Here is a 12370-nt window from a genome sequence, read left to right as displayed (position 1 = left end):
TTGAGGCTAGGGCCACGCGTTCTGAACCTGCGTTCGGCTCGGGCTGATTCTTAGCTCGCGTTGGGGTGAGGCAGCATTAGTTCTTCGCGCCATTGCACAAGTGGCCGCTCCCAGCCTTCTTCAAGTTTGTGAGCAATAACTAAATCAGCATCCAGTCCCATCTGGAAGCCTTGGCTTAGAGCCTGAAGCAGCGGGCCAAGCGGCTCATCGTCTTGCAGTGCGTTGAGCATGCCGCCAAAGATCAACATCACGGCCAGGGGTGAATGGTTCTGAGCAAGGTTGAACCCTTGCAGGCCAAGCTCACTGACCCCATCGATACCGAAGCCTGTTAGCACGTGAACGATGTCGTGCGTTTCCTTGAGGCGATGCACGATGAACTCCTTGGGGGAAGTCACAGGTGTTGGATCAATCAGCGCATTTGGATCGATGCCTTGGCTGAGGAGTTGATCGGCGTAGCTGCGGCCAAGGCTTCCTTGCGGAAGCTTCTGCAGATCGTTGAGGTCTATCGGTTTTGGCCGCCAACTCTCGTCAACGATGGCCTTAAAGCGTGCATTCGCCATCAGGTGGCGTTCCATCTTCTCGGCTAGGGGGCTGTCTTGAAGACTGCCTGCAACTGCAAACACGTTGTCTAGGCCAGGATCTTTTAAAAAGTTGGCCAGACTGGCTACAAGTTTTAGGTTTTGCAGTCGTTTGCGCAGGTTGAGATTCATCAGCAGGATTGCCTTGTGGAGGGTTTTATTGAATCAGGGAATATGGCTACTTCTTTTCAGGCATATCGGATGAGGATTATGGAAGAGTTGATTCTAACAAATCTATTCTTCGTTCAATTTAAGAATATCTAGTCAACTCTAAAACTATTGCTGGGCTGCCTTTTTGGCTTGTAGTTCCAAAGACTTTCTCTCTCAGGCTTGCGATTTTATTGTTTGGATGAACCATCAATTTAGATCCACAGATTTAGTAGACCCACAGATTTAGATCTCTTGCAAGGCTCGCTTAGCGGGCCTTTTTATTGCTTAAATGCATGCTCTGAATTGATGCAAATAAGTGTTTGCTTGGCCTTGTTGATGGAGGTCAACTGCCGTCTAGTTTTTTGTCTGTTGAGGTTTTTATTTCGCGTCCATCCAGTTATCGCCAATGCCTGTTTCCACCACGAGTGGCACGCTCAGTTCAACAGCCTTTTCCATCGTTTGCATCACCAACTGCTGAACATCTTCAAGTGCGGTGGGGTCTACTTCTAAAACCAGTTCGTCGTGCACTTGTAGCAGCAGGCGTGCCGGTAGATCTGCTGCCGTTAGCTGTTGTTGCAACTGCACCATCGCCACTTTGATGATGTCTGCACTGGAACCCTGGATCGGTGCATTGGCTGCCGCCCTGAGCTGTTGGGCTTCCATGCCACCGCGGCGGGCTACGTCGAGATCAATTTCCATTGGATCTTTGCCCAGCAATCGGCCTAATCCGTTGCGATCGAAATGGAAGGGCCGCCGCCGCCCTAACAGGGTTTCTACATAGCCTTTGCTGAGTGCAAGCCGCTCTTGCAGTTCGAGGAAGGTAAACACTTTCGCGTAGCGCTGTTTGTAACGGCTAAGGAAGTCTTTGGCCTCCGCTTGGCTAAGGCCGGTTGAACGTGAAAAGCGTTGGGCGCCCATGCCATAGATCACGCCGAAGTTGATGGTTTTGCCGAGTCGGCGTTCATCAGAGCTGACTTCATCTTTGTCCAGCAGCAGCCTTGCGGTGAGAGCGTGCACGTCATCGCCATTGCGGAAGGCCTCTTGCAAAACCTCCTCTCCAGAGAGGTGGGTGAGGATGCGCAATTCGATCTGTGAATAGTCCGCACTGAGCAGTTTCCAGTTCTCTTGGGGAAGAAAAGCCTTGCGGATTCGTCTGCTGAATTCCGTGCGGATGGGGATGTTTTGCAGGTTGGGGTTGCTGCTACTCAGCCGGCCTGTTGCCGTAACCGCTTGGTTGAAATCGGTGTGCACCCTGCCGGTTTCTGATTCCACAAGCTGCGGCAAGGCATCCACGTAGGTGCTGCGCAGTTTGCTGAGCACTCTGTGCTCCAGCACCAACGGCACCACGGGATGATCAGCTTCGAGTTTTTCCAGCACGTTGGCATCGGTGCTCCAGCCCGTTTTGGTGCGCCTGGATTTTTTGCGATTGAGGCCAAGTGTTTCGAATAGCAGTTCTCCCAATTGCTTGGGGGAGGCCAGATTGAAGTTCACCCCTGCGGCCTCTTGGGCTTGTTGCTCAAGTTTCTCGAGGGTGTTGCCAAGTTCAACCGAGAGTTCCTTTAAATAAGGCAGGTCGATGCGGATACCGGTGGCTTCCATCAGCGCCAAAACCGGTTCTAGGGGTTGCTCAACTTGCTCCAGTAGGGGAAGCAGCTTGGCTCCCATGTTCTCAAGTTGCGCTCTCAGTCGGATGGCAAGTCGTCGGGTGAGATGCACGTCCATGCCGCAGTAGAGGCTGGCCGTTGGGATTGCGACATCAGCAAAGGTTTGGCCCTTGCCAACCAGCTCGCTGAAGCCGGTTGGCGTGATCTTGAATTCACGTTCTGCCATCACTTCCAGGCCGTGTTTGGCGGCGGCATCACGGAGGTAGTCGGCCAGCAACGTGTCCATCACGACCCCCTCGAGGGCGAGTCCATGGCGCAAAAGGATGAGCCTGTCGTATTTGGCGTTCTGCAGTGCTTTGGGGTGGTCGTTACTCGCCAACCAAGGAGCTATCGCTTTGAGCACAGCCTCTAGGGGGAGTTGGCATGCAGCGTCTGCACCCAGTAGTGCGGCAGGCGGATGGTGTCCGATCGGGATGTAGGCGAGGTCTTGCAGCCCCTCACCCCAACAGACGCCTAAGCCCACCAGTTCAGCGCAAAAGGGATTGAGGGCGGTTGTTTCTGTGTCGATTGCCACTGGCTTGAGGCGATCTCGACAGCCCATCAGCCGTTTGACAAGCTCTTGCAGCTCTTCTGGATTGGTAATCAGTTGTGGCTCTAGCGCCGGCAGTTCGTTGTTGTTTGAAGCTTTTGTTTCTGTTGAAGATTCAGGTTCTGCTGCGCTTGTCGCAGACCTGGATGGTTCAAGTTCGTGGCGATTGGCTTTGAATCCCCCGCTTGAGAAGGTGGCCACGAAACTTGGTACTTGGCGCACCAGGCTGTTGAGTTCCAGGGCGCTCAGGCGGTCAGTGAGTCCATCGTTGTCAACGCTGCCTAGCTCTAGGCGTGGCGCTTTTGGTAGGGGGATATCGACCAGGATCTCTGCGAGATGGAGCGACAGATAGGCGTTATCACGATCGTTGCTGAGCTTGCTTTTGAGTGCTCCTTTAATGGCACCGCGGCTGGCTTTCTCGCCTTCTACTTCCACTTCAGCCAGCGCGTTGTAGATGCCATCGAGATCGCCATTCTCCTGAAGAAGGGTGATGGCTGTTTTAGGACCCACACCTTTGACCCCGGGGATGTTGTCAGAGCTGTCGCCAGTGAGGGCCTTGAGCTCAACCACCTTGCTTGGGACGACTCCAAGTTTGCTGAGCACCCCAGCTTCATCGATCAGGCTGGGACCACTGTTTTTGGCGTACGGCCCACCACCCATATAGAGCACGGCAATGTCGCGCTGATCATCAACCAGCTGAAAGAGGTCACGGTCGCCGGAGAGGATGCGTACACCCCAACCATCTCTGCTCGCTTGATTGGCGAGGGTGCCGAGCACATCATCGGCTTCATAGCCAGGGGCAAGGCAAAGGGGAAGTTGCAGGTTGTTTTCAAGGATCTCTTGCAGTTGTTTGAGGTCCTGGAAAAAAATGTCTGGCGCAACATCACGATTGGCCTTGTAGTTGACGTCTGCTTGATGGCGGAAGGTTGGCTCAGCTGTATCAAAGGCGATCACAATCCCTTGCGGGCTAAGACCCTTGCAGTTGTCCAGCAGGGCTTTTAGGAAGCCATAGGTAACGCTGGTAGGGGTACCGTCTTTTGTGGCCAATCCCCCTTCGCCACCTTTGCTGAAGGCATAAAAGCTGCGGAAGGCCAGCGAGTGGCCATCCACCAGCAGCAACAGTGGCTTGTTAGCAGCCTCAGGCATGGGGCCGATTGATGGGGGTTGGCATCAGTCGCGTTTTGGTTTGGCCCATGGGGGCAGATCGATAAAAATTCGCGTGCCGGGCTTGAGCCCGCTAAGGATGGCTGTTTTGCTGCCACTACTGGTGCCTAGTTCCACCGCTTGAAAGCGTGGTTGATTTTTTTGGCCCACCAGAAGCACTCCAGGTTTGCCCTTTTCAGTCACAATCGCCACGGTGGGAACCAACGTGCTGGGTGCAGTCTTGCCCGTTTGAAAATCCACGTCTGCGGACATGCCTATCAGCAGTTGGGGCGAAGGCTTGATCAGGTTGAGCTTGACTGCGAAAGAGATGACATTCTCAGTTTTTGCTGCCCTCGGGGCGATCTCGCTGACGCGGGCCATAAAACGTTGTTCTGGGAAGGCGTCAACACGCACGCTGGCATTTTGGCCGATGCGGATGCGGCCGATGTCGCTTTCGGGCACTTTGGCGTTCACCTCCATTCCTTCTGAGAGTTCAACCAGGGAGGAGCTGCTGGCGCCGGCAGTTGCAGAGGCTGCTGTTGTTGGGGTCACAAAGGCTCCTGGCTCCGCATAACGGGCTGTGATCACACCACTGAAGGGTGCTCTGATCAGCAGTTCGCTCCCTTCAGTAATGCGTTGTTGAACACGCTCTTGTGCGGCGGCAAGGTTGGCGCGGCTGGTCAGGTAGAGGCGGCGATATTTGCTCGCGTCGTCGGCTGAGATGGCTCCTTGTTGGTAGAGGTTGTCGCGCCGCTCATGGTCTGCTTTTCTCGTTTCGTATTCAGCTTGCTCTTTTCTTTCAAGGGCCTTCGCTTCATCTAAGCGGTCGTTGTAGTCGCCACTATCCATGCGAGCGAGCACCTCTCCCTTTTTGACCTCGTCGCCTTGATCGACATAGAGCTCTTTCAGTAAACCTGCTTTTTTGGGACTGACATTCACGCTCCGCTTCGCCTGCAATTCGCCGTTGGCGCTCACGATCCCAGGAAGGGTGCCCCTCTCGGTTTCTACGGTGTAATTGCTGAGATCGCGACCCAAGCGCTGCTGGGGGCTGAACCTCCATGCCATCCCCCCTGCGGTGATTAGCACCACAGCTGCACTGAGGCTGATCAAGCGTTTGCGTTGCCCTAAAGCACCTTTGAGTTGTGTGAGATGGACCAATCCCTGCTCCTGATGTGCCGATATGGGCGAGGCCTTTGTACTGGCCATCAACCCACCAACGATGTCAAGCAGTCTCGCTGGTCAGCGAGCCTGACTGCAGTAAGGCACGATTACGTCGCTGGTAAGTGTCTTTAGCGTTGTTTTGCAGTGCTATCTCGCTTTTGCAATGGTTTCTGGCATTGGCACAGCTAGATTTGCCCTCATGCTTAAAGCCGGAATTGTTGGACTACCAAATGTGGGTAAGTCCACTCTTTTCAATGCACTTGTGGCCAACGCGCAGGCTCAAGCTGCCAACTTTCCCTTCTGCACCATTGAACCGAATGTGGGCAGCGTTGCGGTACCTGATGAGCGCTTGCAGCTGCTTTGCGATCTAAGCAAGAGCAAGGAGCTGATTCCAACGCGCATGGAGTTTGTTGATATCGCTGGTTTGGTCAAGGGGGCTAGTGAGGGAGAGGGGTTGGGCAACAAATTTCTTGCCAATATTCGCGAGGTTGACGCCATCGTGCATGTGGTGCGTTGCTTTGAAGACGAGGATGTGATCCATGTCTCTGGATCAGTTGGCCCTTCTAGGGATGCTGAGGTCATCAACCTTGAACTCGGCTTTGCAGATCTCAGTCAGATCGAGAAACGGCGCTTGCGCTTGAAAAAACAGACGCGCACAAGCAATGACGCCCAGCTCGAAGATGCTGCGCTTGAGCGGATTCAATCTGTGCTTGAGGAAGGTGGTGCTGCTCGTGCTGTAGAGCTCAGTGATGAAGAAGCAAAGATGATTAAACCGCTTGGCCTGTTGACAGCGAAGCCGATTATCTATGCCACCAATGTGAGCGAAGATGATCTTGCCGACGGCAATGCCTACTGTGAGGAGGTGACGACCTTGGCGACGCGTGAGGATGCTGAATGCGTGCGGATTTCAGCCCAGGTGGAGGCTGAGTTAATTGAACTCGGCGAAGCAGAGCGTATTGATTACCTTGAAGGCATCGGAGTGAGTGAGGGGGGGTTGAAGAGTTTGATCAAGGCGACCTATCGGCTTCTCGGTCTTCGTACTTACTTCACCACAGGGGAGAAGGAAACCCGTGCTTGGACGTTTAAGGCCGGCATGACGGCGCCGCAGACAGCTGGTGTGATCCATACTGACTTCGAGCGTGGCTTCATACGTGCTCAAACCATTGCTTACCAGAAGTTGCTTGAGGCCGGTTCCTTTGCTGAAGCACGCAACAAGGGCTGGCTGCGTAGTGAGGGTAAGGACTACGTCGTAGAGGAGGGTGATGTTATGGAGTTTCTCTTTAACGTCTAGTTTTTATTCTTCTGGGGCATACTTTCTATTTCACCAGAAAAAAGCAAACCAAACAATAGGCCTGAAGGTAAGCAAAACTCTTGGTATGTTGATTGATCAATTCAATCTAATTTCTATTAAGTTCACCTTGAGTTCTGAATTCACTAAGCTGAACTCGCATAGATGATCTACCTGGCAAGCGGTAATTTAAAAGACTTGAACAGGTGGTAAGAGCACCAATGAAAGCTTCTTGCCAGTTTGTTGAATGTGATGAGCTTGTCGCCATCAGCCAAATGCCAGTATCTATTGATTAGCTCTTTAAAGAGCCTAGGCAGGGCTTTGAAATAAATTCTTCCAATTACGACCCATACCAAGGCCTGCCTAGGTGTTTACACCTAAGTCTTTGAGGGTCTTGGGATTTTGCTTGATTCAGGCTTGTGCAGTTCAAGTCTTTTGAGGCTTTGATGCAATTCCTAAAATTGAGAGAGGGATTGAGCAAGCATGGACGGAGTGCTTTTTTGAGCATTCATTAGACGTCTGCCTCTATATTGAGTTAGACAGAGAACTGATAGAGGCTTAAGTTTCTAAACTCTCTTACAAGAATAGTGAGAAGGATTCAAATACAATAGACTTGACTATGTTTGTATTATTAAGTATTGACAAGGAGGCATTGAGGCTGCCATGAATGAATGAGATCATATGAACCAAGGCATCCAAAAAAAACATCTTCGTGATATAAATTCCCCTATATAGAGCAGAAACCTCTTTCTTAATGCAATAATTTAAATATTTAGCAATAAGATTATTGCACGCAAATGCGTTGGGAATAAAGGGATTTTGAGGTTGAGACCTCACTTAAAGGCAAATCGTCACACTTCGCAATCTCTTGTGTTAAGCTTTTGTAACGAAGGCCGGAGCACTGGTCTTCGTGATCAAAGGGACCTGAACTCAAATTCCTTCTTATGAAAAAAACACCCAAGACCAATAGGGTCGAAAATCAGAAGTTAACCGCTGAGCGTGTTAATGGAATGGCCGCAATGATGGGATTTTGGGCTGCGGTCGGAGCGTATCTAACGACAGGCCAAATTATTCCTGGTGTGGTTTAAGCAGAAAGATCATGACTTCTTCTACAAATGTCATCACTGAAGACGGTGGACGTCAGAACATGTATGCAAGCGAACCTCGCATGCAAATTGATCCTGAATACACCGCTTTTAGTAAAGAAGCAGAACTAGCCAACGGACGTTGGGCAATGATTGGCTTCTTATCTGCTGTCGTTGCTTATTTTTTCACAGGGCAAATCTTACCCGGTATTTTTTGATTTTAATGATCATTGTTCAGGCTAATCATCTTTTTTAAACTGTGGATTAGCCGAGAATATGCCATTGACTGTATTTATTGTCTGATTGCCAATTGGCATGAAGACTTTTTGTCTTTCCTGACCTTTCCTTACACAATTCCTCTACCTCTCAATCATCATGAATGAAAATGCAGAGCTACAAAACGGCCGCTGGGCAATGATTGGCTTTATTGGAGCACTCGCCAGTTATGCTGCTACAGGGCAGATTATCCCTGGATTATTTTAATCACTTTATAGACATTAATGCCCTTAAGTGAAAGCTTCAGGGCATTATTAATCTCTTCTGACTTATTATGGAATTCAATCCCCTTAACTCTCTCAAGAAATTCACGAAAAGGCTTGTTAAAAGGTCTAATCGCTATGATTATGCATTGACTGGTTGGATTATTCCAGGCATCTTTTGAAAAATTCTTTTTAGCTAGAGGCCGCTCCTCTTCTTTGGACTAGAGCCTCTAGCTATTAAGGATAGTCTGTTGAGTATGTATTGACAGTTTTGCTTAGATGATCAATCCAAGGCTTGGTTGTGACTTGCCTTTTTCATTAAAGGCATCCAATCTTCTTGGAGGTTTCTTCAAGAGAAGCTCGTTGCTTTGATGAGTTTCTATTAGCCTTGCAATGGCTGCTGAGGTGGGGTTGATTGTGTTAACTCAGCTCTGATTGCTATTAAACAAACCTTTTTCAGGCTTAGCTTGCGGCATAACAGAGAGTTTACTAATCCAATTGGATAGACATTGGGCTTGAATGTTAGGCTTTCAATAACCGTTCTAGACCTTTTAGATTCTACTTGAACAGAATACTAGCTTGATAGGTTCAGCTTCTAAATCCTTCAAATCTAAAGTATCTTGCCGCTCATCTTCATTCCATAACTTCCGAGCATTTAAGCCGGAGTGCACGATGCTTTCTTGGCTAGAGTCAATTTTATAACTTTTCTTACGATTTTCGACTCCTTATATATGCCCAGCAGAAATAGCCCCACGAGTTTAGATCGCGAGCAGATTAGCCTTGGAAATGCCTTGATTCGTTTTGCGCTTAAGCAAGGCGATGCAACGGCTATTTTGCGGACTACGCTTCAGCTTTGCAAGGGAGATAGAGAGAAGGCAGATCTACTTTCCCTCTGGTTTATTGATGTTGGTAAAAGTTGCAAGGAATATCTTGGGACCATGACGGACAATCAAGTATTTATGCGCATGTGGATGCTTGGTAATGTAGACATCAAGCAGGTCTCAGAATCAGGAAAGCCAATCTTTATTCTGACAAAGAAAGGTGTCGAAAGAGTTAGGCATTCGCCGAAAGAGAAATGGTGCTATAAACTTTTATGGGATAATCATGAGGCCTCTAGGGACGAGGAATGCGTCATTTCTTAGCAGGATTAGTGTTATTGCTCTTGCTTGTTGTACATAGTGAATTTGCTTTCGCTGATGGTGCACAAGAAGAATTCACTAACCACATGCTGGAATGGAGAGAAAAGAGTGAGTTGGCTCAGGATAATTTAAGAGAAGCAGAGGAGGAATTAAAGGCTGGCTCTAAGTATAAAGCCTGTATCAAGCAAAGAATCGCAAGCAAGTATGGTGTCGAGGCTTTTCAAGCATTAATTAAAGCCCAACAAATCAATGAATCAGAAAATGAGTTTGACAACTTAGAAGAAAATTTGGCCAAGTGGAATAATCTACGTGATTGTAATGCTGATGGTTCGTTATTGAACTAACCTTGCATGCATAGACGACGAGAAGATCTCTTTTTTGTGCGTTATTGATCTAGTTCTTGACTGATGATTGTTGTAAGCCGATCTCATTCTGATAAAAGTCAAAGCAGAATTTATATTGAGCAACGCATTTGAACTAGGCTTCTTTGAGTCGTTGACTTATTAAGGACTTCTGACCAACTAATTTGGTTGTTGTCGGGAACTGAGTAGCTTCGAGTTCACCAACGCGGGCTTCTAGGCCATCAACACGGCCCTTAAGGATGGCGAGCTCCTGCTCGAATTCGTTGAGCAGACGACGCAGCTCGTCGGTGACTTCAGTGATGCGATCGAGGCAGGCATTCAACAGAGCAGCCGCTTCAAAGCGGGTCATTGCTCTGTTGCCCAAGTAGCTACCGCTTGGATAGCCAGCGACACAGCCGTAGCGCTCAATCAGGTTGCTCAGAGCCTGATAAGCCCAGTCGGTTGGGTAAACATCTTGGAATTGGGAGATGCTGGTGACCTGCTCGCTGGAGGCCGAATAATCGGACACTCCTTCATTGAAGCCATCAGGCCCAAGGCAGCAGGTGCCACGAGCAATTGCTGGAAGAGTTTCATTTGGTTCCTCACACAGATAGGTGCAATGCGTCAATTGAATATTGGCCATTAACCTCTCTTTAAACACATCTTGGTGTGAAAAATAGGCCTGCAGTACTTAATGTTTCGTGAATTTATCGCTAGAATTAATTTTCAAGTTTGCTTATTAGATGTTCAAGAGAAATGTTTGTGGTTAGTCAAAGTCCTTGCCTGTGCTTGTTCGTGAATAAGTATTGGCTTTTCTGGCGAACATTGTTTAGTAGTCATTTTTCATTGCAACCGAATTCTTCCTTATGGTTTATCTTGTCTCTTCGAATTTAGAGCTTCATGTGGGGTGCATGAGTTGACTTGTTGATGCTATTTGTTTATGTTCTCATCTCTTCTTCGAGAGTGTTGCGTATTGGTGGCTGAATGTAAATATCGAGTTATGGTTGGTGGCCAATTGTTATTCGTCTTCTTGTGTATTTGATGGTTTGCTTCCGCTGGGAATGTCCTGATTCCAGATGTCTATGTATTGATTGGTTAGACGTCATTTTATTGATGAACTATGTCTTTGGCAAGCTTTAGGCCAAGCTGGCATTTGTTTGATTATATTTTTTGCTATTAATTTTTCTTCTGAGGTTATTTGTTTAAAGTTGAATCCATTGAAAATCAGGCCTTTCTCTAGGCTTGTGTAATTGTAAACAACTTTTCGGAACGTTTATCTATATCCTTTGATGGTTATGACTTCTAGTGATCTGTTCTATGCCTAGAGCACTTCTTGGTCTGGGGCAGGAGTGGCTGGAGTGTCGTTGCTAGAAGCTTGTGATGCATCGGCTTCGCCACTCACTGGAGCCACTGCTGTTGTTGCTGGAGCTGCTGCTGCGGCCTCAGCAGCCTTTTTGGCGGCTGTAGCTTCCGCAGCGGCTTTGGCAGCAGCTTCCTCAGCAGCCTTTTTGGCGGCTGCAGCTTCCGCAGCAGCTTTGGCAGCAGCTTCGTCAGCAGCCTGTTTGGCAGCAGCTTCTGCGGCTTTCTTGGCTTTACTGCCGCCTGTGGTTAGGTTGTTTAGCGCCCAAAAAACACCAATAATAACGGGGATATGCACCAAACCGCCCATTACGACTTGAGAATCGGGGTAAGCCATCTTTGGTGCTTAGGCAAACATGACAAATAATAGGCTGTCCCAGAGCCATTCTAGAGGCTTTGATTACTTATCTTATCTTTGTCAGTTGAATCGCATTTCTTGCTTCGCGCAAGTGGTTTGCCTGTTGTCTACGCTTTTTGTATCCATTGGCGAGCTTTAACGGTCTAGTTCATATGCTTTTAGGAGAGGCTTGTTTATAGATTTTTGTTTTGCTGATCTGTTTCCCGGCTAGAAGTATTTCTATAGCTCATCCTTGATTAGACGATTGATGGCTTCGATGCTCATCTTCGTCGATGTGCAGTCAGCATTAAGTGTAGGGCTTAAGATTGAGGTTGCTTTGATGACCTGAGGATTGTCAAGGACTTCAGGGCTAATGCCAACCTCGAGAAGTGATAAGGGTAATGTCTCTTTTGCAATCCTCTTGCTCAGTTTTCCGCTTTTGACGAGACATTCGCTAGCGGCAGATGTCCCAGTTGCAAAGGCACGAATGCTCACCGCAAGTTGTTTGCTGGCGTTTTTGATTTGAAGGTTGGTTACATTGGCGGAGGCTGCGGATGTAATCAAAAGTGCCATAGCAGTTGTTGCGCCTAATAGCATTCTCATGTTGCTTGGATGTTGTCTTTTATAGGTGTGAAAATTGCTGGCAATCATAATATATTTTATAATTTATTGCCTATTGTAGGCTTGATGAATGATCCATGCATTTGCGTGCGCAAATATTTCCTTGTACCACTCTTCTTACTCTTTAATGCTTGCTTGTTGCTTGGATCGCTCTTCATTGTTTGATTCGTCTCTTCTGCTGGACTGTCTGGTGCTCTAGCGAAAGAGCCGCTTTAATTTGAACAATGATATAGCCGGATGGTTTTCGGCTACAGATCTTATGCGAGGTGCTTGGGGGGAATGATTGTTGTTATTCGCTGTGTTGATTATTCAGGTATAGGTTTTGACGAGATTGTTCTCTGTCAGCTCTTTCTCGGCTAATAACTTCGCTTCGCAAATGGCGATCACTGTTGATAAGTTGTTTCTCGCCTGGCTTGAGCAGAAGTTGGAAGCTCAATGGCGGCATCTGATTTGTCGATGGCACCCAGGAGCATCATTCACTGATCCGATCTAAGCC

General features: G+C 48.4%; 10 protein-coding genes and 2 pseudogenes. 6 read left to right on the top strand and 6 right to left on the bottom strand.

What is annotated here, in order from left to right; all coding sequences use genetic code 11:
* Positions 1-50 precede the first annotated feature (50 nt).
* The 3 genes from SIB68_RS05080 to SIB68_RS05070 form a co-directional block, all read right to left on the bottom strand.
* The gene (locus tag SIB68_RS05080; RefSeq protein ID WP_063400235.1) at positions 51-710 is read right to left on the bottom strand and encodes a Coq4 family protein; all 660 of its coding nucleotides are present in this window, start codon (positions 708-710) and stop codon (positions 51-53) included.
* 396 nt (positions 711-1106) lie between these two features.
* Positions 1107-4067, bottom strand: a complete 2961-nt coding sequence (gene polA / locus SIB68_RS05075) for a DNA polymerase I (RefSeq protein WP_063400236.1) — start codon at positions 4065-4067, stop codon at positions 1107-1109.
* Positions 4068-4091: 24 nt separating this feature from the next.
* Positions 4092-5270: an efflux RND transporter periplasmic adaptor subunit gene (locus SIB68_RS05070; protein ID WP_196757110.1), complete on the bottom strand. Its 1179-nt coding sequence runs from the start codon at positions 5268-5270 to the stop codon at positions 4092-4094.
* Positions 5271-5424: 154 nt separating this feature from the next.
* Between SIB68_RS05070 and ychF the strand changes: the two genes are divergently transcribed.
* The 6 genes and pseudogenes from ychF (at position 5425) to SIB68_RS05040 (ending at position 9560) form a co-directional block, all read left to right on the top strand.
* A complete protein-coding gene (gene ychF / locus SIB68_RS05065) occupies positions 5425-6516 on the top strand; it encodes a redox-regulated ATPase YchF (RefSeq protein WP_063400328.1) in 1092 nt (363 codons plus the stop codon).
* A gap of 941 nt (positions 6517-7457) precedes the next feature.
* The gene (locus SIB68_RS05060) at positions 7458-7601 is read left to right on the top strand and encodes a high light inducible protein (protein ID WP_011130525.1); all 144 of its coding nucleotides are present in this window, start codon (positions 7458-7460) and stop codon (positions 7599-7601) included.
* 11 nt (positions 7602-7612) lie between these two features.
* Positions 7613-7816, top strand: coding sequence for a chlorophyll a/b-binding protein (locus tag SIB68_RS05055; RefSeq protein ID WP_063400238.1), 204 nt, complete (start codon positions 7613-7615; stop codon positions 7814-7816).
* Positions 7817-7979: 163 nt separating this feature from the next.
* Positions 7980-8081 (top strand): annotated as a pseudogene (locus SIB68_RS05050) (chlorophyll a/b-binding protein); the annotation flags it as partial.
* Positions 8082-8808: 727 nt separating this feature from the next.
* The gene (locus SIB68_RS05045; RefSeq protein WP_196757111.1) at positions 8809-9219 is read left to right on the top strand and encodes a hypothetical protein; all 411 of its coding nucleotides are present in this window, start codon (positions 8809-8811) and stop codon (positions 9217-9219) included.
* Positions 9204-9560 carry a hypothetical protein gene (locus SIB68_RS05040; RefSeq protein ID WP_063400240.1) on the top strand — a complete coding sequence of 119 codons (357 nt, stop codon included), beginning with the start codon at positions 9204-9206 and terminating at the stop codon, positions 9558-9560. Before SIB68_RS05045 ends, SIB68_RS05040 begins: the two co-directional genes overlap by 16 nt.
* A gap of 157 nt (positions 9561-9717) precedes the next feature.
* Here SIB68_RS05040 and SIB68_RS05035 read toward each other — a convergent pair.
* The 3 genes and pseudogenes from SIB68_RS05035 to SIB68_RS05025 all read right to left on the bottom strand — a co-directional run.
* Positions 9718-10151 (bottom strand): annotated as a pseudogene (locus tag SIB68_RS05035) (iron uptake porin); the annotation flags it as partial.
* Positions 10152-10878: 727 nt separating this feature from the next.
* Entirely contained in the window at positions 10879-11253 is a 375-nt protein-coding gene (locus tag SIB68_RS05030) for a hypothetical protein (protein WP_063400242.1), read from the bottom strand.
* 240 nt (positions 11254-11493) lie between these two features.
* Positions 11494-11856 carry a glutamyl-tRNA amidotransferase gene (locus SIB68_RS05025; RefSeq protein ID WP_236068927.1) on the bottom strand — a complete coding sequence of 121 codons (363 nt, stop codon included), beginning with the start codon at positions 11854-11856 and terminating at the stop codon, positions 11494-11496.
* Positions 11857-12370: the final 514 nt, after the last annotated feature.

Origin of the sequence: Prochlorococcus sp. MIT 1323 (genome assembly GCF_047304905.1) — a bacterium.
Lineage (GTDB): Bacteria > Cyanobacteriota > Cyanobacteriia > PCC-6307 > Cyanobiaceae > Prochlorococcus > Prochlorococcus marinus_D.
This window is presented reverse-complemented; position numbering and strand designations above follow the sequence as displayed.

Bases quoted from the DNA above. Each gene is read 5' to 3' on its own strand.
- SIB68_RS05030 (WP_063400242.1), bottom strand. From the start codon at position 11,253: ATGGCTTACCCCGATTCTCAAGTCGTAATGGGCGGTTTGGTGCATATC.
- ychF (WP_063400328.1), top strand. From the start codon at position 5,425: ATGCTTAAAGCCGGAATTGTTGGACTACCAAATGTGGGTAAGTCCACT.
- SIB68_RS05070 (WP_196757110.1), bottom strand. From the start codon at position 5,270: ATGGCCAGTACAAAGGCCTCGCCCATATCGGCACATCAGGAGCAGGGA.
- SIB68_RS05080 (WP_063400235.1), bottom strand. From the start codon at position 710: ATGAATCTCAACCTGCGCAAACGACTGCAAAACCTAAAACTTGTAGCC.
- SIB68_RS05045 (WP_196757111.1), top strand. From the start codon at position 8,809: ATGCCCAGCAGAAATAGCCCCACGAGTTTAGATCGCGAGCAGATTAGC.
- SIB68_RS05040 (WP_063400240.1), top strand. From the start codon at position 9,204: ATGCGTCATTTCTTAGCAGGATTAGTGTTATTGCTCTTGCTTGTTGTA.
- SIB68_RS05025 (WP_236068927.1), bottom strand. From the start codon at position 11,856: ATGAGAATGCTATTAGGCGCAACAACTGCTATGGCACTTTTGATTACA.
- polA (WP_063400236.1), bottom strand. From the start codon at position 4,067: ATGCCTGAGGCTGCTAACAAGCCACTGTTGCTGCTGGTGGATGGCCAC.
- SIB68_RS05060 (WP_011130525.1), top strand. From the start codon at position 7,458: ATGAAAAAAACACCCAAGACCAATAGGGTCGAAAATCAGAAGTTAACC.
- SIB68_RS05055 (WP_063400238.1), top strand. From the start codon at position 7,613: ATGACTTCTTCTACAAATGTCATCACTGAAGACGGTGGACGTCAGAAC.